The sequence below is a fragment of the Achromobacter sp. 77 genome, assembly GCF_020541125.1.
Classification (GTDB): domain Bacteria; phylum Pseudomonadota; class Gammaproteobacteria; order Burkholderiales; family Burkholderiaceae_B; genus Achromobacter; species Achromobacter mucicolens.
Genome location: NZ_CP059848.1, coordinates 2,660,287 through 2,682,266, shown reverse-complemented (window position 1 = coordinate 2,682,266; position 21,980 = coordinate 2,660,287). Strand labels below are relative to the sequence as shown.

The window sequence follows — 21,980 nt, the reverse complement described above, 5'->3', positions numbered from 1 at the left end:
CGGAGGACCGGTCGCAGACCCCCGCGACCGGCTCGGATCAGAACACCGCCATGCGGCTGTTGATCAGGTCGGTGACCAGCATGTGCCCGGGCGCATGCGTGATGCAGAACTCGGGGCGCACCGCCGCCACCACGGACTGCGGCGTCACGCCGCAGGCCCAGAAGACCGGCATCTCGCCCGGCCGGATCTCGACGGGATCGCCGTAATCGGGGCTGCCGATATCCGCGATGCCGATCAGCGCCGGGTCGCCGATGTGCACGGGCGCGCCATGCACCGACGGGAACCGCGACGTGACCTGAATGGCACGGATGGCGTCGGCGGCTTTCAAGGGCCGCATCGACACCACCAGCGGACCGCCGAATACGCCTGCGGGCTGCGTCGCGATGTTGGTGCGGTACATGGGCACATTGCTGCCCTGTTCGATGTGGCGCACGGGCAAGCCGTTGTCCAGCATCGCCTCTTCGAACGAGAACGAGCAGCCGATGAGGAACGACACGAGATCGTCGCGCCACAGGTCGCGCACGTCCGTCGGCTCGGCCACCAGCTCGCCGTCTTTCCAGACCCGGTATCGCGGAATATCGGTGCGGATGTCGATGTCCGCGCCCAGCTCCGGCAACGCCGGGTCGCCGGGCTCGGACATGGCCAGCAAGGGGCACGGCTTGGGGTTGCGCTGGCAAAAATGCAGGAAGTCCGCCGCCAGGGCGCGCGGCAGGATCGCCAGGTTGGCCTGCACGTGTCCCGGCGCCAGATTCGCCGTGGGGCCCGTCAGGCGTCCGCTGCGGGCGTCCAGCCGCGCCTGACGCGCAAGCGCCAGGCTGGTTCTAACGTTATCTACGTCAGGCATGCATTCTCTCGTTGCGAAAAGATTGCCGGTCAGCGGCCGGCGAACAGGTCTTCCACGGACAAGCCGATGCCCAGGACACGGCGATCCGCCCCGTTGCTGGCCGCGATCATCAGGCCCACGGGCGCGGTGCCCGGTGCGTGGCACGGCAGGGACAGCGCGCAGCCATCCAGGAAGTTGATGAGGGTGGGATTGCGCAGGATGAGGCCATTGGCGGCGTAGTAGGCCTCGTCGGAGGCCTGCAGATCGGCCACCGGCGGCGCCACGATGGGTGTCGTGGGCATGATGAGCGCGTCATAGCCGGCGATGCGGTGATCCACCGCCGCGACCCAGGCCTCGCGCGCATCGAGCAGCGCGATGTAATCGGCCGCGGACATGTCCTGCCCGCGCATGATCCGCGACACCACGCGCGGATCGTAACGCTTGCCCGCACGCGCGATCAGGTCCTGGTGCCAGGCCCAGGCCTCGGCGGCCGTGAAGCCGCCCTTGCTGTTGATGGAAGCCAGCGCGGCGAACTCCGGAATCTCGATCCGGTCGACCAAGGCCCCGGCCGCTTCCAGGCGTTGCACGGCCGCCGCAAAGGTGTCCGACACGTGCTTGTCCATGGCATCCAGCGCCAAGGTCGTCGGGATGGCCAGGCGCAGGCCGCGCACCGGCAACGCCTGCGGCAACGGCCCCGCATCGCCCGACAAAATGGCGTCCAGCTCAGCGCAGCAACGGACGCTGGCGGCGATGGGACCGATGGAGTCCAGGTTTGCCGACAAGGGCAGCACGCCTTGCATGGACACGCGCCACGCGCTGGGCTTGAACCCGGTCAAGCCGCACAGCGCGGCGGGGATGCGCACGGAACCGCCCGTGTCCGATCCAATCCCGGCAACGGCCATGCCGTCGGCAACCGACACGGCAGCCCCGGACGACGAGCCGCCCGGAATGCGGCCGGTGGCGCGGTCATACGGATTGAGCGGCGTGCCGTAATGCGGATTGATGCCCAGGCCCGAGTACGCGAACTCCGTCATGTTGGTGCGGCCGATGATGACGGCGCCGGCTGCGATCAAACGCTGCACGACCTCGGCACTCTCTTCGGCGGCGGGCTCGCCTTCGCGCGCCACGGAACCGGCCATCGTGGTTTCGCCCTGGACGTCGAAAAGGTCCTTGATGCTGATGGGCAGCCCCTCGATTGCGGACCGGACGATGCCGGCCGCGCGCAGCGTGTCGGACGCGCGCGCCTGCGCCAGCGCGGACTCGGCATAAAGCTTGGTGAACGCGCGGGCGCCCTCGCCCGCCGGATCCTGCGCGCGCGCCAGTGCGGCTTCGGTCAACGCGACGGAGGTGCTGCGGCCCTCGCGCAGGGCCGTGGTCAGATCATTCAAGGTCGAAACCATCATTGTCCTAATGCCGCCTGGCGGCGTAAATGTTCGGACGGGCGCCTTCGCAGGGAATGCGCCCGGGTTCAATGCCCGGCAAGCTGGCGATCAGGCCACCACGGGCAGCGACTCGACATGATAGCGGTGGCGCAGCGTGCGGTTCAGGCGCGGATCGTGCAGCTCCATCGTGAAGTCGGCGGCCGGGCGGATGCCGCCAATGGCAGCGACGGTGCCGCAGGTCATGCCCGCGCCTTCCGGCAGGACGGCGCCGCCGCCCGTGTAGCCGGCAATCAGATCCTGGGGCGTGCGCAGGGTGGACAGCGGGCCTTCCTGGTACAGCACCTGCTCGCCGTTTTCCACGATGTAGGCACGGATGATGAGTTCGTCCCAGTGCCCTGCCACGTCCGCCAGCCGCCAGGCTTGCGCGCCCACAGGCTTGACGCAGACCTGCTTGGACATCGCGACGCTGACGGTCTCCAGCTTGCGGTCGGTGTGGTCGGACGCGATGCTGACGTACATCTCGCCATCGACCGCGAACACAAAGGTCTCGACTTCGCCCGACGATTCCTCGCCCAGCGCCTGCACGTTGGATGCCTGCGTGAGCTGGTTTTCCGCGATGCGGTAGTACAGCGGGACGCTGCTGGGCCGCGGCACGCCGATGGCGGCCAGCTCTTCGATGTGATGCTCGATGGCGGCCATGTCGCGACCGGCCCAACCGGCCACGATCACGCTGTTGAAGGTCACTTCCACCTGGCGGGGATTGGCGTCGTCGATCTGGAATACGGCTTTCATATCAGTCCTGCGAATAAGGGGGATGGGGAATGGCGCGGCCGCTGGGCCGCGCCGGTATCAAGAGCGCATCAACCGAAGGCGCGCGGCAGCCACAGGGCGAGGTCAGGCCAGAAGGCCAGCAGCGCCAGCATCACGAACATGGCGGCCACGAACGGCAAGCTGCCGACAATGACCGCGCTCATGGCGCCGCTTTTGCGCAGGCTTTGCACCACGAACAGGTTCAACCCGACGGGCGGCGTGATGAGCGCGGCCTCAACCAGGATGATGATCACGATGCCGAGCCAGATCGGGTCGTAACCCAGCGCGATCATGATGGGCGCCACGATGGGGATGGTCGTGATCATCATGGACAGCGTTTCCATGAAGCAGCCCAGCACCAGGTAGAAGATCACCACGATCAGCAGCATCCAGCCGGGCGACAAGCCCAGTCCGGTGATGGACTTGGTCAGCGCGTCGGTCAAACCGGTGGCGGACATGATGAAGTTCAGGAAGCTGGCGGCGATGACGATCAGCATGATCATCGCGGTGGACCGCATCGTGCCCTCCAGCACCTCGCGCAGCATCGACCACGTCAGGCGACGGAACCACGCTGCCAGGATGAAGGCGCCCAGCACGCCCAGCGCGGCCGCCTCGGTTGGCGTCGCCAGGCCGGCGTAGATCGATCCGACCACCAGGAAGAAGATGCCAAGCGGCGGGGCCAGGTGCACCAGGCTGGCGATGCGCTCGCCCCAGGTCGCGCGGATTTTCTTGCCGCCCCACGAGGGCTTGGCCACGCAGGCGATCACGACCGTCAGCATGAAGAGCGCCGCCATGGCAAAGCCCGGAATGATGCCGGCCAGGTACAGCTTGGGCACCGACGAATTGGTCAGCACGCCATAGATGACCAGGTTGATCGACGGCGGGATCAGAATGCCCAGCGTGCCGCCCGCGGCAAGGCTGCCCAGGAACAGCGGCTCGTTGTAGCCGTACTTGCGGATCTGCGGAATGGCGACAGTACCCACGGTGGCGGCCGTTGCCACGCTGGAGCCGGAGGTCGCCGAGAACAGGGTCGAGGCGCCAATGTTGGCGTGCATCAATCCGCCCGGCAGCCACGACAGCCACAGGCTCATCGCGCTGTACATGCGTTCGGCAAAGCCCGCGCGCAGCAGCACCTCGCCCAGCATGATGAACAGCGGAATCGCGACCAGCAGGAACTCGTTGTTCGAACTCCACGAAATTTCGCCGATGGCCCGCGTCAGCGGCAGCATCGAAAACATCGGGTCCAGGATCAAGCCCAGCACCCCCAGGGCTGCGCCCACGGGGATCGACAGGCCGATCAGGACCAGCAGCAGTGTCAAGGCGGTGGCAATCATGCGGCTTCTCCCTTCACCATGCGCTCGCCAGCGGCGGCTTCTTCTTCAGCCTCTTCCTGCGCCGAACGCACGCCGCAGATCTGCTTGACCAGTTCGATGTCGCCCGTGACCAGCGCGGCCGACGCGCGCGCCAGCATCAGCGCGACCGTGATGCACATCCAACCCAGGCCCAGCAACCACAGGCCTTGCGGTATCCAAAGCGGCGTGGCGAGCGGCGTGTTGGCTGCCGACTTCTGGGTCCACGAGGTCACCACCACGTCGTAGGCGTAATACGTGAGGAACACCATGAAGACGGCCAGCGCCACCATGGAGATCCAGTCCAGCACCGCCGACAGGCGCACCGGCAGAAATTGATAAAGCACGTCGACGCGCACGTTCGCGCGTTGCAGCGTGGCAAAGGCCAGCGCCCAGGATGTGCTGATGGCAAAGGCGTAGCTGGACAACTCGTCCGCGCCCCCGGTCGTGAAGCCCAGGAATTTGCGGGCCAGCACGTCGAACGAGATCAGCAGCACGCTAGCCACCGTCAGGGCGCCGCCGGCCCACACGGCCGCGCGGGAGAAGCTCTCGGCGCGCCGCAACAGGCCGCCGAGCAGGCGGAAGTGTTCGGTTTGTGTCATGAAGGGAACCTCTGGTGGCTCGACCCGGCGTCGCGGGCGGCCACCGCCGACCCGAATGCAGGGTCACGGTTGCCGCGCGCCGCACAGGCCGGAATTGGCGCCGGCCCCAAAGGCCGGCGCCTTCTGGCGCTTACTTGCTGGCGGTCAGGTTCAGCGTCTTGCCGACGGTGGCGTTCCAGTCCTTGACGCACTGCGCCGAGCAGCGGGCGGCCCACTTGGGCAGGACGGCCTCTTGCGCCACCTTCTTGAGCAGCGCCTTGTCGGCCTCGGACGGCTGCACCAGGACCATCTTGCCCTTGACCGGGAACGGGCATGCAGCCGCGCCGGTGTTGCAGTCATAGCCTTCCTGCGTCTGGCGGGCGGCGGCATCCCAGATGTTGTCGACCAGCGTCGTGATCTGGGCTTGCAGGAACGTGCGGACCTTCGGATCCAGCTTGTCCCAGGCCTTCTGGTTGACGGCGTGGATCTGCTGGTTCCAGTTGATCGGCAGCGCGACCAGGTGGGTGGACACTTCGTACCACTTGGCCGAATAACCCGACAGCGAACCCGTGATGGCGCAATCGACAACCTTGTTCTGCAGCGCGGGAACGACTTCGCCGAAGGCCATCGTCACGCTCGAGCCGCCCAGCGCCTCGACGAACTCGGCCGTGGTGCGGCTGCTCGTGCGGACCTTCTTGCCCTTGATGTCCGCCAGGCCCTTGATCTCGGCATTGCAGAACAGCACTTGCGCCGGATAGGTGGAGATGCCCAGCAGCTTGACGTTGTTGCCTTCGCCGTAAAGCTTGGCGTAAACGGGTTCGAAAGCCTGGGTGACGGCGCGAGCGGTCTTGACGTCGGGCGCCAGGCCAGCCAGGTCGATGGCCTCGTTGATCGGATTGTCGCTGGCAAAGTAAGACAGCGTGGCGGTGCCGAATTCGATCACGCCCTGTGACATCAGGCGCAGCAGCTCGGGCCCCTTCAAGCCCATTTCATTGAAGCCCTTGATCTCCGCCGTGACCTGCCCCTTGGACTGCTCGGGAATGGTCTTGGTCCAGAACGGCTTTTCGTAGTCGTTGTAGGCGGTGAGGTTCGACAGGCCACCCACGATCTTCAGATGGGTCTTGGGCAGGTCCTGGGCCTGGACGGCGCCGGCCAGCAAGCTGGCGGCGACGGCGGCAAAAACAAGAGACTTCTTCATGGAAAAACTCCTGGCTGGCGGGATCGTCTGTCGCGCGCGGGATCCCGTTGTCCTGGTCGCGCGCCGGTAGGAATCGGTGGTCAAGGATCGGTATATCCAGGCCCTACGTCGTTATGAGCGCCATTGCATCGCCAGGGGCGGCAAGCGTCCAATCGTATGTTCCGATGTGGGGGTATAAATTTTTCTTGGGTCTCGCGGCGCCAAGCAACGCCATCAGCCGCAAACGACGTACTGGCGCGGCCTAGCGGCCATCGACGGGGTGCAAAACAGAGCCTGGCGGACACGCCCCAGGGCAGCTCGCAACGCCGCTGGCTCGGGAAAACACCTACGGCTGTTTTGCCCGCTCAGGCCTGCGCGGCGACCTTTTGCGCCATCTGCGCAATGACGCGCACGGCATGACTGTCGGGGCCCTGCACCCACGTGGCGGTAAAGCTCAGCTCAGGCAGCGGGTCGGCCTGCACCTGCAGAATCCGCAACTCGCCGCGGGCCAGTTCCTTGCCCAGGAACACAGGCGCGATGACGCTGGTGCCGATCGCGTCCTGCGTCATGCGGACCACCATGGACATTGAAGCGCTGCCGTACATGCGCGGCGAGGTCACGCCGGCCCGGGTCAGCATGTCGCGCACCACGCGGTAAGGCGAACTGTTGGAGGGATACGTGATGATCGGCAGCTTGCCGATCCTGGCCAGCGTCAAGGGCTCCGGCCCCAGATCCAGCAGCGGGCTGGCCACCCACGCCAGCGGATACGTGCAGAGCGGCAGGTTCTCCACGCGCGCCTCCAGCACCGGCCCCATCAAGAAGGCCAGATCGATCTGGCGCGACATCAGGTGCGAACGCAGCACGTGCGTGGTGTCCACTTCGATCTCCAGCACCAGTGCCGGATAGGTCGCATGGATCAATTCGATGAGCGCGGGCAGCCACGTCTGCACAATGGTCTCGGCGACACCGATGCGCACGGTGCCGGACATGACGTTTTGCTCGCGCGCCGCCTCGAACATGTCGCGCCGCACCTGCAGCATGCGTTCGGCATGCGACAAGAGTTCGTGTCCTTTGGCGGTCAGTTTGACCCCGCGCGCGTCGCGCTCGAACAGCTTGACGCCCAGATCGGCCTCGAGCGACGCGATGCGCTGCGAGACGGCGGGCTGCGTGGTGTTGAGCTTGTCCGATGCGGCCCGAAAGCTGCCCAGTGTGGCGACCCAAAAAAAAGTTTCGACGTTGCGTAGTTCTATCATTGGCCTTTTCCCCCGGCGGGATGAGCGTATCATGTCAGCCGCTCATCGCCCCAAAGGCGCCATGCCCTGTGTACGCTGAAAGGAGTACCCGCCATGTCCCCGGCCGATAACGGTCGCCCGCGCTCCGGCGCGTCCACCGCACGCGGCCCGATGATCGGCGTGCTGCTGCTCGTGCTGTCGATGTGGACCCTGTCGTGCCTGGACGCGAGCGGAAAATGGGTCATGAACGCGGGCGTGCCCTTGCTGGTGCTGTCGTGGGTCCGTTACGCCATCCATCTGGTGCTCGTCCTGGCGCTGGTGCTGCCCGCGCGCGGCGTGCGGGTGCTGCGCAGCACCAAGCCGCGCGAGCAGCTCATCCGCGGCGGCTCGATGTTCCTGGCCACGCTGATGTTCTTCACGACCCTCAGCTACATTCCCCAGGCCGAAGCCACCTCGATCAATTTCCTGGCGCCGCTGCTCGTGCTGTCGCTGGCGCCCTGGATCCTGAAGGAACCGGCGCGCATGTCGCGCTTCGTCGCCGCAGGCATCGCCTTCGTCGGTGTCCTGATCGTCATCCGCCCCGGCGGCGGCCTGCACCCGGTGGGCACGATATTCGGCCTGCTGACCGCCTGTTGCTTTACCGCGCAATTCATCGCCACGCGCCGCGTGGCCGGCGACGATCCGTTCACCTCGCTGATCTGGAGCGGCGCCGTGGGCACGATCTGCCTGACGCTCGCCCTGCCCTTCATCCTGCCGCCCGCCCTGCCCGTGCTCCAGGCCTTGTCGGCGTTCGACTGGATGGTGCTGATCTCGACCGGCATCACCGGCTGCGTGGGCCACCTGTTCCAAATTGCCGCTTACCGCCGCGCCCCGGCCTCCACGCTGGCGCCATTCATCTACCTGCAGATCATCAGCGCCACGTCGGTGGGCTGGCTGGTGTGGGGGCATTTTCCCGACCCGCTCACCTGGCTGGGCATTGCGATCATCTGCGCCAGCGGCGTGGGCATCGGCATGATCGAATGGCGGCGCAGCCGCGCGCTGGGCGCCGCGCTGGCCCAGGCGGCCGCCGGCACGACGGCCCGGCGCTGAGCGGCGGCGCTGTCCCCATCACCGGCCTGCCGCCTCCCGTACAATGCGCTTCGCCTGATGCCCGATCCGGCATCTGCCCCTGGCGTATCCCCAACAAGAGGCTCCCATGATCATCAAGCCCCGCGTGCGCGGTTTCATCTGCGTCACCACCCATCCTGCCGGCTGCGAAGCCAACGTGAAGCAACAGATCGACTACGTGAAGGCGCAAGGACCGGTGCCCGGGGGACCGAAGCGCGTGCTGGTCCTGGGCGCGTCGACGGGATACGGCCTGGCCGCGCGCATCAGCGCGGCTTTCGCCTGTGGCGCGCAGACGCTGGGCGTATTCTTTGAGCGGCCGGGCGACTCCGGCAAGGCGGGCACGCCGGGCTGGTACAACAGCGCCGCGTTCCACAAGTTCGCCCAAGCCGAGGGGCTGTACGCCAAGAGCATCAACGGCGACGCGTTTTCCGATGAGATCAAGCAGCGCACCATCGACGCCATCAAGGCGGACATGGGCCAGGTCGACCAGGTCATCTACAGCCTGGCCGCGCCGCGCCGCACGCACCCGAAGACGGGGCAGGTCCACACCTCCACGCTCAAGCCCATCGGCAAGTCCGTGACCTTGCGCGGCCTGGATACCGACAAGGAACTCATCAAGGACGGCGTGCTGGAGCCGGCCTCGCAAGACGAGATCGACGCCACCGTCGCCGTGATGGGCGGGGAAGACTGGCAGATGTGGATCGATGCGCTGCTGCAAGCCGGTGTGCTGGCCGAAGGCGCCACCACCACCGCCTTCACCTATCTGGGCGAAAAGATCACGCACGACGTCTATTGGAACGGGTCCATCGGCGCGGCCAAGAAAGACCTGGACCAGCGCGTGCTGGACATCCGCGCCAAGCTGTCCGCGCGCGGCGGCGATGCCCGCGTGTCGGTGCTCAAGGCCGTGGTGACGCAGGCCAGTTCGGCGATCCCCATGATGCCGCTGTACCTGTCGCTGCTCTTTAAGGTCATGAAGGAAGACGGCACGCACGAAGGCTGCATCGAACAGGTGTATGGACTGTATCGCGACAGCCTGTGCGGCCCTTCCCCCATCCTGGACGACGAGGGCCGGTTGCGCGCCGACTACAAGGAACTAGATCCGAAGGTGCAGGCGCGGGTGCAGACGCTATGGGATCAGGTCGACACGGCCAGCCTGTATACGCTGACCGATTTTGCCGGCTACAAGCGCGACTTCCTGCGGCTGTTCGGCTTTGAAATCGACGGCGTCGATTACGACGCAGACGTCGATCCGGTGGTGCCGATCCGCGAATTGGCCTAGCGCCTTAATCAGCCGGCACCATGCGGCCGGCCGCCAGCACCAGTTGCCGCCCGCAGCGCGCCGCCAGTTGCGGGTCATGCGTGACCAGCACCAGCGTCGTGCCTTGTTCGCGGTGCAGGTCGAACATCAGGTCGATGACCGTCACGCCAGTGGCGGCATCCAGGCTGCCGGTGGGTTCGTCGGCAAACAGCAGGTCCGGCTGCACCACGAAGGCCCGGGCCAGCGACACCCGTTGCTGCTCGCCGCCCGACAGCGTGCGCGGGTAGTGGTGCAGGCGCGCGCCCAGCCCGACGCGCTCCAGCATAGCCTGCGCGGCCTCGCGCGCCGATTGGCCCGCCAGTTCCAGCGGCAGCATCACGTTTTCCAGTGCGGTCAGATTCGGCAGCAGCTGGAACGACTGGAACACGAAGCCCACATGATTGGCGCGCAGGCGCGCGCGGCCGTCCTCGTCCAAGGCAAACAGGTCCTGCCCCGCAAGGTGTACGCTGCCCGCACTGGGAACATCCAGGCCGGCCAGCAGTCCCAGCAGAGTCGACTTGCCCGAACCGGAACTGCCGGTGATGGCCACGGCACTGCCCGCGGCGACCGTAAAATCGATTCCTTCCAGGATAGAAAGCGACCCGCCGGCATCGGCCACCCGCTTGCCCAGCCCTTTCACCACGATTGAGTTATTGCTATCCATGCGCCTATTTTCCCGTCTGCTTCTCGTGACTGCCTTTGCGACCGCCGCGGCGGCGCCCGCCCACGCTCAGACCGCCGCCGCGGCCCAGGGTTCCTCGCCGCGCACCGTACTGGTGGTGGGCGACAGCCTGTCGGCCGAGTATGGCATCAAGCGCGGCACCGGCTGGGTGCCCCTGCTGTCTGAAAGGGTTTCCGAACAATACCCGAAGTTCAAGGTCGTCAATGCCAGCATCAGCGGCGACACGACCAGCGGCGGCGTGGCCCGCCTGCCCGCGCTGCTGCGCCAGCACGCCCCCGCCGTCGTCGTGCTGGAGCTGGGCGCCAATGACGCGCTGCGCGGCCTGCCCCTGAACATGACCGAGCAGAACCTGCGAACGATGGCGCAGGCGGCCCGCAAGGCCGACGCCGACGTGCTGATCGTCGGGATGCAGATCCCGCCGAACTATGGCCGGGATTACGCGCAACGCTTTGCCGCGGTGTTCAGCAAGGTCGCCAAAGACGAAAACGCCCGGCTCGTGCCCTTCCTGATGGAAGGTATCGCAACGAACCGGGCGATGTTCCAGGCTGACGGCATCCATCCGAACGAGGATGCCCAGCCTCAATTGCTCGACAACGTGTGGCCGACGCTGCGGCCCCTGTTGAACTGAGGATTGCCTGCGGCGATCAGCCCGCGGCCTGGGCCTGATCGCCGCGAATGACGTCGGCGGCGGCCGGCAGCACATTCACCTTGTACTGCTCGCGCAGCATGCGGATCATGGCTTCGTTTTCGGCCTGGCCCCAGGCGCCCGACAGTTGTTGCGCCAGGCGCTCCTTGTCGGCGGCTTCGGTCTGACCCGCTTCCACCTTTTCCAGGCGCACCAGCGTGTAGTCCACGCCGGACTGCACGCCCGTGAAGGCCGGCAGCGCGGCCGACGGCAGGCGCATCACGGCGTCCAGCACCGGGCGCGACAGATCCTGCGGATTCTGGCGCGACACCGTGACGGCGGGACCAAAGCCTTCCGGCGCCGCGGCAGGATTTGCCTTGTTGGCGGCCAGCGCAGCCTCGCCTGCCTTCTTGGCGGCCTCGGCCGAGCGCTCGTCCAGCAGCTTGGCGCGGATGACGTCGCTGACCTTGTCCAGCGGCGGCACGTGTGCCGGCTCGACAGCGGCGACGCGCACGGCCAGCATCGTGTCGGGGGCAAGTTCGATCACGCCGGAGTTCTGCTTTTCACGCAGCACGTCGGGCGAGAACAACACCTGGCGCACGCGCGGGTTGTCCAGCAGCGCGGCGTCCGGGCTGTCGGCAGCGGAACCCGGACCGGCCTTCGCGGCGGGCAACAGGCCTTCGCGGGTCACGCCGGAGGCGGTGCGCAGCTTCAGGCCGACGGCGTCGGCAGCCGGTTGCAGGCTGTCGCGCTGGTCGTAGACCTGCTTGTTCAGCTGGCTGGCCATTTCCGAGAAGCGTTGCGCGGCGATCTGCTTGCGGACTTCGGCGGTGATCTGGTCCTTGACCTCGGCCAGCGGCTTGATGGCAGCCGGGCTGATTTCCGTGACCTTCAGGATGTGCAGGCCAAACGGGCTTTCGACCACGCCGGACACCTGATTGGCGGCAAGGCCGAAGATGGCCTTGTCCAACGGGCCCGCCTGCGAACCCGGCGCGATCCAGCCCAGGTCGCCGCCCTTGGCGGCCGAGCCCGAATCCTGCGAATTCTTGGCGGCCAGTTCAGCGAACTTGCTGGGGTCGGCAGCGGCTTGCTTGGCGATGTCTTCGGCCTTGGCGCGCGCGGCCTTGCGGGCATCTTCGGAGCCGCCGGACGGCAGTTCGATGAAGATGTGGCTGGCGCGGCGGCGCTCGGGCTGGCCAAAGCGGTTCTTGTTCTGTTCGTAGTAAGCAGCCAGGTCTTCGTCCTTGACCTGCACGCCCTGCGTGGCGGCCGCTTCGTCCAGCACCAGGTATTGGACCTGCACCTGTTCCGGCACCTGCAACTGCTGCTTGTTGGCGTCGTACCAGGCCTGGATGTCGGCCGGGGTGACGGTGACCTGCGAACGGAAGTCGGCTGCCGAGAAATTGCGCAACTGCACCGTGCGCGTCTGCGTCAGCGCCGATTCCAGCGCGGCCACCACTTCGGCCGGCGCGCGGGCCGATTGGCCCACGGGCTCGAGCACCCGGGCGATGGCCAGGTCACGGCGCAGGCCGGCTTCGAACGAGGTCGGCGACATGCCCTGCGCGGCCAGCACCTGGCGATAGCGTTCGGGCGAGAACCGGCCGTTGTCCTGGACTTCCGGGATGGCGGCGATCGTGTTGCGCAGCGTCTCGTCGGACACCGAGAAACGGTTGTCGGCGGCCACATTGGCAAGCAGGCGTTGGTTGATGAGCTGGTTCAGCAGGCCTTCACGCAACGCGGGCGTGTCGATCACGGCCGGGTCGAACTGCGTGCCCAGACGCTGGCGGAACTGGTCGAGCTGGTTGCGGTGCGCCTGGTCGAACTCGGCGCGGGAAATCGGCTGGCCAGCCACCGTCGCGAGCTCGGGCTCCCGGTTCATGAAGCTGTCATAGCCTTGAATCCCGACCAGGAAGAAGGAAGGCACGATCAAGATCAGCAGGATGAACTGCATCCAGCGCCGATGGCTGCGAATAAATTCGAACATGGAATCCCTGTTGCCGCGCTCCGGGATGGATGCCCGGGGCCGCACGAAAACGCATAAAAAAAGGCGAAGTGGATTCGCCCCTATTCCCATACCGGTTATTACCGGGATCAGCGGGCGGATTTTACCATTTCTCATTCATTACGGAGGCCCGCGGTTCTCCCGCCCCGCGACGGCCATGGCGGCGGCTGTTCCGTCCCCGCCCGTCTCGCCCCCGTCAACCCGGGAAACCCCCATTACCCGCCCCGCCCGGCGCTCGTATCGTGGGCTGGGGCTGCCCCGCCAATCGGGCCCCCACTGCCAGGGCGGCGTAAGGCCGGTCTCCCTCCCGCGCGCTAAAAGGGTCACTCACGATGCCGTTCATGCCTTCCCGCCTGCCTTTTCTGAAATCCTGCGTCGCCCTGGCGTTCCTGGGCTGCGCCCATGCCGCGCAGGCCGCTCCGGTCGCCGAGGTGCTGGACGCGGCCAAGGGCCAGCAGCAGGCGGTGCTCGACACGATGCGCGATCTGGTGAACATCGAGTCGGGCAGCAAGGACGTCGAGGGCGTCGAACGCATCGCCGAACTGATCCGTGACCGGCTTCAAGCGCTGGGCGGCACCGTGGAGATCATCGCGCCGACGGATGTCTTCCGGCTGGACGACACGCCTGACAAGGTCGGTCCGATGGTCCACGCCCAGTTCAAGGGCAGCGGCAGCAAGAAGATCATGCTGATCGCCCATATGGATACCGTGTACCGCAACGGGATACTGAAGGATCAGCCCTTCCGGATCGATGGCGACAAGGCTTACGGCCTGGGCATCGCCGACGACAAGCACGGCGTGGCGGCCATCCTGCACACCATCGCCCTGCTCAAGACACTGAAGTTTTCCGACTACGGCACCCTGACCGTTCTGATCAACGGGGACGAGGAGATCAGCTCGCCGGGGGCTCGCAGCACCATCACCCGTCTGGGCGCCGATCAGGATGCCGTCTTTTCGTTCGAGGGCGGCGGCATGGAGCCGCGCCTGACGCTGGCCACCAGCGGCATCGGGGCGGCGTACCTGACGGTGCAAGGCAAGACCTCGCATGCGGGCGCGCGGCCAGAGGGCGGCGTCAATGCGCTCTATGAGCTGTCCCATCAGCTGCTGCAGCTGGACGACCTGTCCAAGCCCGACGAGGGACTAAAACTGAACTGGACGGTCGCCCAGGCTGGCACCAACCGCAACGTCATTCCCGGCCTGGCTACCGCGCAGGGCGACGCCCGCGCCCTGCGCGTGTCGGATTTCGACGCGCTGGCGCGCACGCTGGAGGAACGAGTTCAGAAGAAGCTGCTGCCCGAGTCCAAGGTCAGCGTCAAATTCGAGGTCCGCCGGCCGCCGCTGGAAGCGACGGCCGCGTCGCGCGCGCTTGCCCAGCACGGCGTGAAGATCTACCAGGAACTGGACCTGCCGCTCAAGGTGGTGGACCGGGCCAGCGGCGGCGGCACGGACGCCGCCTTTGCGGCGCTCAAGGCCCGCGGCCCCGTCATCGAGGGGATGGGGCTGAGCGGCTTCGGCGCGCATTCGAATGACGCCGAGTATGTCCTGATCGGCAGCATCGTGCCGCGCCTGTATCTGGCCACGCGCATGATCATGGACGTCTCCGAGGACAAGGCGCCGCTGAAGTAGGTGCGGGCCAAGACAAGGTATCCTTGCAACCTGTCCCAAAAGAACCCCGAAGCAGCACCGAAATGACCGCAACCCTTCCCTCCTGGCCCTACTCCCGTTACATCGCGCACCGCGGCGGCGGCCGCCTGGCCCCGGAGAACACGCTGGCCGCCATGCGCGTGGGCGCCGAAAACGGCTTCACCATGTTCGAATACGACGTGAAGCTCAGCCGCGACAACGTGCCGGTGCTGATGCACGACGACGACGTCGACCGCACCTCCAACGGCACCGGCCCCGCGGCCGCCAAGACGTTCGCCGAGCTGGCCCAGCTGGACTTCGGCAGCTGGCATTCGCCCGCCTACGCGGGCGAACCGCTGCCCACCTTTGCCGCCGTCGCGCGCTACACGCTGGCCAACGGCATTGCCAGCAACGTCGAGATCAAGCCCTGCCCCGGCCGCGAGGCCGAGACCGGCCGCGCCGTCGCCCTGGCGGCCCGCCAATGGTGGCAAGGCGCCGATACGGCGCCGCTATTGTCCTCGTTTGCCGAGGAAGCCTTGCAAGCCGCCCTTGAGGCCGCGCCCGAACTGCCGCGCGCGCTGCTGGTGGAAAAGGTGCCGGCCGACTGGCGTGAACGGCTTGCCAAGTACCAGTGCGTCGCCCTGAACATCAACCAGAAGGACGCCACCCGCGAACTGATCGACGCCGTGCACGCCGCCGGCTACCGCATCGCGGCCTGGACCGTCAATGACCCCGAGCGCGCGCGTTTGCTGCTCGACTGGGGCATCGACGGCATTTTCACCGACGAGCTGGCCGCCATCCGGCCCGCCGCCTGAGGCAGACAGCCCCGTGTTCAGCTACCGCCACGCCTTTCACGCCGGCAACCACGCCGACGTGCTCAAGCACGCCATCCTGGTCCACACCCTGGACTACTTCAACAATAAAGACGCTCCGTATTGGGTCGTCGACACCCACGCCGGCGCCGGCCTTTACAGTCTGGACAGCGACTGGGCCGCCAAGACGTCCGAGTTTGCGGACGGCATCGGCCGCCTGTGGGAAGCCAAGGACCTGCCGCCGCTGCTGGCCGATTACGTTGCACGCATCCGCGACTACAACACCAACGGCCGGCTGCGCCGTTACCCGGGCTCGCCCTGGCTGGCGCTGGACGCGCTGCGTCCGTCCGACCGCCTGCGCCTGTTCGAGATGCACCCCACCGAAATCGACACGCTGGTCGGCAACCTGGAACACCAGGGCCGCGCCGCGCAGCGCCAGACCACCATCTATGGCGACGATGGCTTCGAAGGCGTCAAGGCGCTGCTGCCCCCGCCCACGCGGCGCGGCCTGGTGCTGATCGATCCCTCGTATGAAGACAAGCACGACTACCGCCGCACGCTCGTCACGGTCAAAGAGTGCATCAAGCGCTTTGCCACCGGCACGTATGCCATCTGGTATCCCCTGGTGCAACGGCGAGAAGCCAGCGAAATGGCGCGCCACTTCGAGAACCTGAAGGTCAAGAGCTGGCTGCACGCCACGCTGACGGTCAAGAAAGCGACCATCGACGGCTATGGCCTGCACGGCAGCGGCATGTTCCTCATCAATCCGCCCTGGACGCTGCACGATGCGCTGAAACAGGCCATGCCGTACCTGGCGCGCGAACTGGCGCAGGACGAGCGGGCTGGCTTCACGTTGCAATACCGCGAGAACCCGTTCCCCGTTCCCAAGAAGCAATCGGACGACTGACGGGCCGCCCGCTTGCGGCGGTGCGATCGCGCAGACGGCAAAAGGGCCGCGCCTTCATGGCGCGGCCCTTTTTACTTGTGGGCTTGCGCCGGCTCAGACCGTTTCGACGTCGGCATCGCGCAAGGCTTCCTGCGCCAGCGCCAGCTTCGAAGCCGCATCGCGCAACGCGGTGCGAAGGCCTTCCTCGATCACGGGATGGTAGAACGGCATTTCCAGCATGCGCGCCACCGTGAGCTCTTGCTGCACGGCCCACGCCAGCAGGTGACCGATGTGTTCCGCGCTGGGGCCGATCATTTCGGCACCCAGGAAGCGGCCCGTTTCGATGTCGGCATACACGTGCAGCATGCCGCGGTTCTTGAGCATCACGCGCGAACGGCCCTGGTCGCTGAAATCGACCGCGCCGATGACGAACGTGCCCGGCACCAGCTTCGCATGGCCCGCGCCAACCAGCGCGATCTGCGGATCCGAGAACACCACGCCCAGCGGCGCACGCCGCAGGCCCTGGCGCACATCGGGAAAACGCGCCGCGTTTTCGCCGGCGATGCGGCCCTCGTCGGCGGCCTCGTGCAGCAACGGCGCGTCGGCGTTGGCGTCGCCCGCGATAAAGATCGGCGAGCTGCCGGCCTGCAACGTCAACCGGTCGAACTGCGGCACGCCCTGCGCATTCAGCGCCAGCGACGTGTTCTCAAGGCCCAAGCCGTCGACGTTGGGGCGGCGGCCTGTGGCGACCAACGCGTAGTCGAAGCGCTCGGTGCGCTCGCTGTTGTCCAGCGCGACGTAACGCACTTCGACTTCGTCGCCGACGCGGGTCGTCTCCAGGACGCGGGCGTCCGTATCCAGGTAGAACTCGCGCTGGAAGATCTTGCGCGCGGTCTGGCGCACCTGCGGATCGCTGATACCGCCCAGGCTGCCGCTCATGCCGAAGACACGAACTTCCACCCCAAGACGGGCGAGCGCCTGCCCCAGTTCCAGCCCGATCACGCCGGGCCCGAAAACCGCGACGCGGTTCGGCAGATCGTCCCACGCAAACACGTCATCGTTGACGACGAGCCGGTCGCCCAGTGCGCGAAACGGCGGCGGCACCGACGGGCGCGAGCCGGTGGCGATCACCACGCGCGAGGCCTGGATTTCGGTATGGTCATCCACCCGCAGCACCGTGTCGGACACGAACTTCGCGTAGCCGCGTACCTTGTCCTCGGCGGGAATGTTCTCGACGCCATCGACCACGAAGCCCACGAAACGGTCACGTTCGCGCTTGACGCGGTCCATGACCTCGGCGCCGTGCACCGTGATCTCTCCGCCGACATGCACACCGAAACCTTCCGTGTGCGCCGCCGCATGCGCGGCCTCGGCGGCGGCGATCAAGAGCTTGGACGGCATGCAACCAACGCGGGCGCAGGTCGTGCCGTAAGGGCCGCCTTCGACGAGCAGCGCGCGCTTGCCCGCTGCCTTGGCCGCGCGATAGGCAGCCAGGCCTGCGGTGCCGGCGCCGATGACGGCAATGTCGGTGTGCAGCGTCTTCATGATTGGGAACCCCCTGTGATGCAAGTTTTTCAGTGTCGAGCAAAGCGCGGCGACGTGCGCCGCGCTTTGCTCCGGGAGGGGGGTACGCCCCCTGCCCGGCCCCATCGCCAGGTAATCAGGCGAAGTGCGCCTTCAAGTCTTCCAGGCCGCCGATGAGGGCGCCGTTGATGAACACCTGGGGCGCCGTGCCCTTGCCCGACACCGCGCCGATCACACGGCCGCGGACCTTGTTTTCGAGGGGGATCTCGATCGGGGCGTAGCCCTTGCTGTCCAGCAGCGCCTTGGCTTCGACGCAGAACGGGCAGCCCGGCTTGGAGAACACGACCACCTGGTCCGGCTTCTTGGCCGACGGCGCGACGTGAGCCAGCATCGTGTCGGCGTCCGAGACTTCAAACGGGTCGCCTTCCTTTTCCGGCTCGATGAACATCTTTTCGACGACACCGTCCTTGACCAGCATGGAATAGCGCCAGCTGCGCTTGCCAAAGCCCAGGTCGCTCTTGTCGACCAGCATGCCCATGCCTTCGGTGAAGGCGCCGTTGCCGTCGGGCAGCAGCGTGATGTTGGCCGATTCCTGATCCTTGGCCCATTCGTTCATGACGAAGGTGTCGTTGACCGACACGCAGACGATGCTGTCCACGCCCGAGGCAAAGAACGCGGGGGCCAGTTCGTTGTACCGCGGCAGGTGGGTGGACGAGCAGGTCGGCGTGAACGCGCCGGGAAGCGAGAAGACCACGACCGTCTTGTTCTTGAACAGGTCGTCGGTCGTGACCTTCTTCCACGTGTTGTCCTCACGAACGGGGAACGTCACATTGGGAACACGTTGGCCTTCGCGGTTTTGCAGCATTCGAATTTCTCCTTGGTGGCTAAATAAATTGGCGGTTTCGATCCGCCATGAGAAGAATCATAAATCCGAGCTATCAAACAATCCAATTTAATTAATTCAATTGATCAATAGTTATAGACAATGATTGAATCTCTATAGAAATACGAAAGCTATCACAAGGCCGCGATGGGCCGCATCAGAGTCGCGCGGGCTCGTACCCGGCGTCGCGAATGGCCGCCTCGACCTTGTCGGCCTGGTCGGTTCCCGTGATCGTTACGCGATGCGTGGGCAGGTCGACGGCGACAACGGCGCCCGGGACGGCGTCATTGACGGCGCTGGTGATCGTCTTGACGCAATGGCCGCAGGTCATGTCAGGCACTTGAAACGCGATGGTCATGGTTTTTCTCCGGAAGGGTCAAAGGTGGCGCACGGCCACCATGACGGGCAGGTTAAACGTTCCCATTATGGCAAGGTCAAGCGTAGAATGGCGCTTGACCTTCCCATGATGGGAAGGATGAAACTGAGTGTTCCCATTCAGACAGAGACAGCCATGCGCGCAGCAAACCCACCCCCCATCTCCGAATTGGAACTTGCCATTGAAGGCATGACCTGCGCATCTTGCGTCAAGCGCGTGGAAAAAGCCCTGACGAATGTCCCCGGGGTTGCGCAGGCGCAAGTCAACCTCGCCACCGAGCGCGCGCGGGTCTCATTCGACCCTGCTGCTGCCCAGCCGCAGGCGCTGGTCGCCGCCGTGGAGAAGATGGGCTATGAAGCCCATCCCATCGCAGCCCAGGACGACCACGCCGAGCGGCAGTCGCAGGCCCGCGACGCCGAGGCGCACCGCCTGCAGCAGGCGTTCTTCGTGGCGCTCGCGCTGACGCTGCCGGTGTTCGCGCTGGAGATGGGATCGCACCTGATTCCCGCCATGCATCATTGGGTGCTCGGCACGATCGGCCAGCAGAACAGCTGGCTGCTTCAATTCGTGCTGACCACCGCCGTGCTGGTGTGGCCAGGCAGGCAGTTTTTCACCAAGGGGCTGGTCGCCCTGTGGCGCCGCGCGCCCGAAATGAATTCGCTGGTGGCGCTGGGCGCCGGCGCCGCGTGGGGCTATTCGGTCGTGGCCACGTTTGCGCCCGGCCTGCTGCCGCAGACCGCCCGCAACGTGTACTTCGAGGCGGCCGCCGTCATCGTCACGCTCATCCTTCTGGGCCGCATGCTCGAAGCGCGCGCCAAGGGCAAGACCGGCGCGGCCATCAAGCGGCTGATCGGCCTGCAGCCGCGCACCGCGCGGGTTCTACGTGACGGCCAGACGCAGGATATTGCGATCGAACGCGTGCGCACCGGCGACATCGTGATGGTGCGGCCCGGCGAGAAGATTCCGCTGGACGGCGACATCGTCGAAGGCAATTCCTACGTCGACGAGTCCATGTTGACGGGCGAGCCCGTGCCGGTCGAAAAGCGGCCCGGGATGCAGGCAACGGGCGGCACGCTGAACACCTCGGGCAGCTTCACCTTGCGCGTCACGCACACGGGTGCGGACACCATGCTGGCCCAGATCATCCGCATGGTCGAAGCGGCCCAGGGCGCGCGTTTGCCGATCCAGGCGATGGTGGACCAGGTGACCGCCTGGTTCGTCCCGGCGGTCATGGCGGCCGCCCTGCTCACCTTCCTGGTCTGGTTCTTCCTGGGACCGGAGCCCGCGCTCTCGCACGCGCTGGTCAATGCGGTGGCCGTGCTGATCATCGCGTGCCCCTGCGCCATGGGGCTGGCGACGCCCACGTCCATCATGGTGGGCACGGGACGCGCGGCCGAGATGGGCGTCCTGTTTCGCCAGGGCGACGCCTTGCAGACGCTGCGCGACGTCGACGTGGTGGCCTTCGACAAGACCGGCACCCTCACGCTGGGCAAGCCCACGCTGACCGAACTGGAACCCGCGCCGGGCCATGACGCCCAGCAGGTCTTGCAATGGGTGGCATCGGTGCAGGCGCGCTCCGAGCATCCGATCGCGCTGGCCATCGTGGCGGCCGCCGCCGAACGCAAGCTGGAACTGCTTTCCGCCGAAGGCTTTGCGGCGATCACTGGCGCGGGCGTGGAGGCCACCGTGGCGGGCCGCAAGGTGCTGGCGGGCGCGGCGCGCCTGATGGCCGAACGCGGCATCGATGTCAGCGCGTTCGGTGCACGCGCCACGGATTGGGGCAACGAAGGCAAGACGCCGATTTACGTCGCCATCGACGGTGAGGCCGCCGCGATGATGGCCGTGACGGATCCGGTCAAGCCATCGGCGGTGTCCGCGATTGCCGCGCTGCACGCGCAAGGCCTGAAGACCGCCATGATTACCGGCGACAACCGCCACACCGCACAGGCGGTCGCGCGCCAGCTTGGCATCGACGAAGTTCGCGCCGAGGTCCTGCCCGACGGCAAGGTGCAGGCGATCGCGGCGCTGCGCGAGGGCGGACGCAAGGTGGCGTTCGTGGGCGATGGCATCAACGATGCGCCGGCGCTGGCCGCGGCCGATACCGGCATTGCGATCGGCACGGGCACGGATGTGGCGATCGAGGCGGCGTCCGTGGTGCTGATGGCCGATGACCTGCACGGCGTGCCAAACGCCATCGCGCTCAGCCGCGCGACGCTGGCCAATATCCGGCAGAACCTGTTCTGGGCATTTGCCTACAACGCGGCGCTGATCCCGCTGGCCGCGGGCGCCCTGTACCCGGCTTTCGGGCTGTCGCTCTCGCCCATCTTTGCGGCGGGCGCGATGGCGCTGTCCAGCGTGTTCGTCCTGGGCAATGCGCTGCGTCTGAAGGCCTTCCGCCCCCGCTGGAGGCAAGCATGAACATCGGACAAGCCGCCAAGCAGTCCGGCATTTCGGCCAAGATGATCCGGTACTACGAGAGCATCGGCCTTATCGGGCCCGCGGTGCGCACGGACTCGGGCTATCGCGTCTACAGCGACCAGGACCTGCACACGCTGCGCTTCGTGCGCCGCGCGCGCGACCTGGGGTTTTCGGTGGAGCAGATGAACGAGTTGCTGGCGCTCTGGAAGGATCGCAGCCGGGCAAGCGCGGATGTGAAGCGCATTGCGCTGGAGCACGTCGATGAGCTGGAGCGCAAGGCCGAGTCCCTGCGGGAGATGGCGGCCACGCTCAAGCATCTGGCGCAACACTGCCACGGGGACGAGCGGCCCGATTGCCCCATCCTGGAGAACCTGGGCTGCTCGCACTGATGA

Annotated in this window: 20 protein-coding genes; 8 read left to right on the top strand and 12 right to left on the bottom strand. The window is 66.5% G+C overall.

Translation table 11 applies throughout. The features are described from left to right. Positions 1–37 precede the first annotated feature (37 nt). From H4P35_RS12430 to H4P35_RS12400, 7 genes are all read right to left on the bottom strand, one after another. A complete protein-coding gene (locus tag H4P35_RS12430; RefSeq protein ID WP_056317425.1) occupies positions 38–844 on the bottom strand; it encodes a putative hydro-lyase in 807 nt (268 codons plus the stop codon). A 29-nt stretch (positions 845–873) separates the two neighbouring features. Continuing rightward, a complete protein-coding gene (locus H4P35_RS12425; RefSeq protein WP_108005722.1) occupies positions 874–2,223 on the bottom strand; it encodes an amidase in 1,350 nt (449 codons plus the stop codon). Positions 2,224–2,313: 90 nt separating this feature from the next. Further along, complete coding sequence (locus tag H4P35_RS12420) at positions 2,314–2,997, bottom strand: DUF2848 domain-containing protein (RefSeq protein ID WP_056317422.1); 684 nt, start codon at positions 2,995–2,997, stop codon at positions 2,314–2,316. Between the two features lie 68 nt (positions 2,998–3,065). Next, the gene (locus tag H4P35_RS12415; RefSeq protein ID WP_108005640.1) at positions 3,066–4,349 is read right to left on the bottom strand and encodes a TRAP transporter large permease; all 1,284 of its coding nucleotides are present in this window, start codon (positions 4,347–4,349) and stop codon (positions 3,066–3,068) included. Further along, positions 4,346–4,966, bottom strand: a complete 621-nt coding sequence (locus H4P35_RS12410) for a TRAP transporter small permease subunit (protein ID WP_226849232.1) — start codon at positions 4,964–4,966, stop codon at positions 4,346–4,348. Before H4P35_RS12410 ends, H4P35_RS12415 begins: the two co-directional genes overlap by 4 nt. A 130-nt stretch (positions 4,967–5,096) precedes the next feature. Further along, positions 5,097–6,143 (bottom strand): TRAP transporter substrate-binding protein, encoded by a 1,047-nt coding sequence (locus H4P35_RS12405; protein WP_062841164.1) that lies wholly within the window; start codon positions 6,141–6,143, stop codon positions 5,097–5,099. A gap of 344 nt (positions 6,144–6,487) precedes the next feature. Further along, on the bottom strand, positions 6,488–7,375 hold the full coding sequence (locus H4P35_RS12400) for a LysR family transcriptional regulator (RefSeq protein ID WP_180099389.1): 888 nt from the start codon (positions 7,373–7,375) through the stop codon (positions 6,488–6,490). A gap of 93 nt (positions 7,376–7,468) precedes the next feature. Here H4P35_RS12400 and H4P35_RS12395 point away from each other — a divergent pair, with 93 nt between their 5' ends. Beyond that, positions 7,469–8,443, top strand: a complete 975-nt coding sequence (locus H4P35_RS12395) for a DMT family transporter (RefSeq protein WP_062841165.1) — start codon at positions 7,469–7,471, stop codon at positions 8,441–8,443. A gap of 106 nt (positions 8,444–8,549) precedes the next feature. Continuing rightward, positions 8,550–9,740: an enoyl-ACP reductase FabV gene (gene fabV, locus H4P35_RS12390; protein WP_226849230.1), complete on the top strand. Its 1,191-nt coding sequence runs from the start codon at positions 8,550–8,552 to the stop codon at positions 9,738–9,740. A 4-nt stretch (positions 9,741–9,744) separates the two neighbouring features. Here fabV and H4P35_RS12385 read toward each other — a convergent pair whose 3' ends face one another. Beyond that, on the bottom strand, positions 9,745–10,422 hold the full coding sequence (locus tag H4P35_RS12385) for an ABC transporter ATP-binding protein (RefSeq protein WP_056317404.1): 678 nt from the start codon (positions 10,420–10,422) through the stop codon (positions 9,745–9,747). Here H4P35_RS12385 and H4P35_RS12380 point away from each other — a divergent pair. Beyond that, on the top strand, positions 10,421–11,068 hold the full coding sequence (locus H4P35_RS12380; protein ID WP_056317400.1) for an arylesterase: 648 nt from the start codon (positions 10,421–10,423) through the stop codon (positions 11,066–11,068). The two genes, H4P35_RS12385 and H4P35_RS12380, sit on opposite strands and share 2 nt — an antisense overlap. Positions 11,069–11,084: 16 nt before the next feature. Here the strand turns inward: H4P35_RS12380 and H4P35_RS12375 are convergent, their stop codons facing one another. Next, a complete protein-coding gene (locus H4P35_RS12375; protein WP_056317398.1) occupies positions 11,085–13,049 on the bottom strand; it encodes a SurA N-terminal domain-containing protein in 1,965 nt (654 codons plus the stop codon). A gap of 350 nt (positions 13,050–13,399) precedes the next feature. Here H4P35_RS12375 and H4P35_RS12370 point away from each other — a divergent pair, with 350 nt between their 5' ends. The 3 genes from H4P35_RS12370 to H4P35_RS12360 all read left to right on the top strand — a co-directional run bounded on the left by H4P35_RS12370 (position 13,400) and on the right by H4P35_RS12360 (position 16,408). Beyond that, complete coding sequence (locus tag H4P35_RS12370; RefSeq protein WP_226849228.1) at positions 13,400–14,692, top strand: M20/M25/M40 family metallo-hydrolase; 1,293 nt, start codon at positions 13,400–13,402, stop codon at positions 14,690–14,692. 62 nt (positions 14,693–14,754) lie between these two features. Next, positions 14,755–15,504, top strand: coding sequence for a glycerophosphodiester phosphodiesterase (ugpQ, locus tag H4P35_RS12365; protein ID WP_175155415.1), 750 nt, complete (start codon positions 14,755–14,757; stop codon positions 15,502–15,504). A 13-nt stretch (positions 15,505–15,517) separates the two neighbouring features. After that, positions 15,518–16,408 (top strand): 23S rRNA (adenine(2030)-N(6))-methyltransferase RlmJ, encoded by an 891-nt coding sequence (locus tag H4P35_RS12360; RefSeq protein ID WP_226849227.1) that lies wholly within the window; start codon positions 15,518–15,520, stop codon positions 16,406–16,408. Positions 16,409–16,501: 93 nt separating this feature from the next. Here the strand turns inward: H4P35_RS12360 and H4P35_RS12355 are convergent, their stop codons facing one another. The 3 genes from H4P35_RS12355 to H4P35_RS12345 form a co-directional block, all read right to left on the bottom strand. Continuing rightward, complete coding sequence (locus H4P35_RS12355; RefSeq protein WP_226849226.1) at positions 16,502–17,932, bottom strand: dihydrolipoyl dehydrogenase; 1,431 nt, start codon at positions 17,930–17,932, stop codon at positions 16,502–16,504. Positions 17,933–18,047: 115 nt separating this feature from the next. After that, positions 18,048–18,776, bottom strand: a complete 729-nt coding sequence (locus H4P35_RS12350; protein ID WP_056317387.1) for a glutathione peroxidase — start codon at positions 18,774–18,776, stop codon at positions 18,048–18,050. 175 nt (positions 18,777–18,951) lie between these two features. Then, positions 18,952–19,152, bottom strand: a complete 201-nt coding sequence (locus tag H4P35_RS12345) for a heavy-metal-associated domain-containing protein (protein ID WP_226849225.1) — start codon at positions 19,150–19,152, stop codon at positions 18,952–18,954. 153 nt (positions 19,153–19,305) lie between these two features. On the opposite strand from H4P35_RS12345, the gene H4P35_RS12340 reads away from it, so the two are divergent. Both H4P35_RS12340 and cueR read left to right on the top strand, forming a co-directional pair. Continuing rightward, positions 19,306–21,588 carry a heavy metal translocating P-type ATPase gene (locus tag H4P35_RS12340; protein ID WP_226849224.1) on the top strand — a complete coding sequence of 761 codons (2,283 nt, stop codon included), beginning with the start codon at positions 19,306–19,308 and terminating at the stop codon, positions 21,586–21,588. Beyond that, on the top strand, positions 21,585–21,977 hold the full coding sequence (gene cueR, locus H4P35_RS12335) for a Cu(I)-responsive transcriptional regulator (RefSeq protein ID WP_056317380.1): 393 nt from the start codon (positions 21,585–21,587) through the stop codon (positions 21,975–21,977). The genes H4P35_RS12340 and cueR overlap by 4 nt, the downstream gene beginning before the upstream one ends. Positions 21,978–21,980 lie beyond the last annotated feature (3 nt).

Coding starts and splice junctions, on each gene's coding strand:
- H4P35_RS12420 (WP_056317422.1), bottom strand. CDS start 2,997: ATGAAAGCCGTATTCCAGATCGACGACGCCAATCCCCGCCAGGTGGAA.
- H4P35_RS12380 (WP_056317400.1), top strand. CDS start 10,421: ATGCGCCTATTTTCCCGTCTGCTTCTCGTGACTGCCTTTGCGACCGCC.
- H4P35_RS12430 (WP_056317425.1), bottom strand. CDS start 844: ATGCCTGACGTAGATAACGTTAGAACCAGCCTGGCGCTTGCGCGTCAG.
- cueR (WP_056317380.1), top strand. CDS start 21,585: ATGAACATCGGACAAGCCGCCAAGCAGTCCGGCATTTCGGCCAAGATG.
- H4P35_RS12400 (WP_180099389.1), bottom strand. CDS start 7,375: ATGATAGAACTACGCAACGTCGAAACTTTTTTTTGGGTCGCCACACTG.
- H4P35_RS12415 (WP_108005640.1), bottom strand. CDS start 4,349: ATGATTGCCACCGCCTTGACACTGCTGCTGGTCCTGATCGGCCTGTCG.
- H4P35_RS12405 (WP_062841164.1), bottom strand. CDS start 6,143: ATGAAGAAGTCTCTTGTTTTTGCCGCCGTCGCCGCCAGCTTGCTGGCC.
- H4P35_RS12370 (WP_226849228.1), top strand. CDS start 13,400: ATGCCGTTCATGCCTTCCCGCCTGCCTTTTCTGAAATCCTGCGTCGCC.
- H4P35_RS12410 (WP_226849232.1), bottom strand. CDS start 4,966: ATGACACAAACCGAACACTTCCGCCTGCTCGGCGGCCTGTTGCGGCGC.
- H4P35_RS12350 (WP_056317387.1), bottom strand. CDS start 18,776: ATGCTGCAAAACCGCGAAGGCCAACGTGTTCCCAATGTGACGTTCCCC.
- H4P35_RS12395 (WP_062841165.1), top strand. CDS start 7,469: ATGTCCCCGGCCGATAACGGTCGCCCGCGCTCCGGCGCGTCCACCGCA.
- H4P35_RS12385 (WP_056317404.1), bottom strand. CDS start 10,422: ATGGATAGCAATAACTCAATCGTGGTGAAAGGGCTGGGCAAGCGGGTG.
- H4P35_RS12340 (WP_226849224.1), top strand. CDS start 19,306: ATGCGCGCAGCAAACCCACCCCCCATCTCCGAATTGGAACTTGCCATT.
- fabV (WP_226849230.1), top strand. CDS start 8,550: ATGATCATCAAGCCCCGCGTGCGCGGTTTCATCTGCGTCACCACCCAT.
- H4P35_RS12355 (WP_226849226.1), bottom strand. CDS start 17,932: ATGAAGACGCTGCACACCGACATTGCCGTCATCGGCGCCGGCACCGCA.
- H4P35_RS12375 (WP_056317398.1), bottom strand. CDS start 13,049: ATGTTCGAATTTATTCGCAGCCATCGGCGCTGGATGCAGTTCATCCTG.
- H4P35_RS12425 (WP_108005722.1), bottom strand. CDS start 2,223: ATGGTTTCGACCTTGAATGATCTGACCACGGCCCTGCGCGAGGGCCGC.
- ugpQ (WP_175155415.1), top strand. CDS start 14,755: ATGACCGCAACCCTTCCCTCCTGGCCCTACTCCCGTTACATCGCGCAC.
- H4P35_RS12345 (WP_226849225.1), bottom strand. CDS start 19,152: ATGACCATCGCGTTTCAAGTGCCTGACATGACCTGCGGCCATTGCGTC.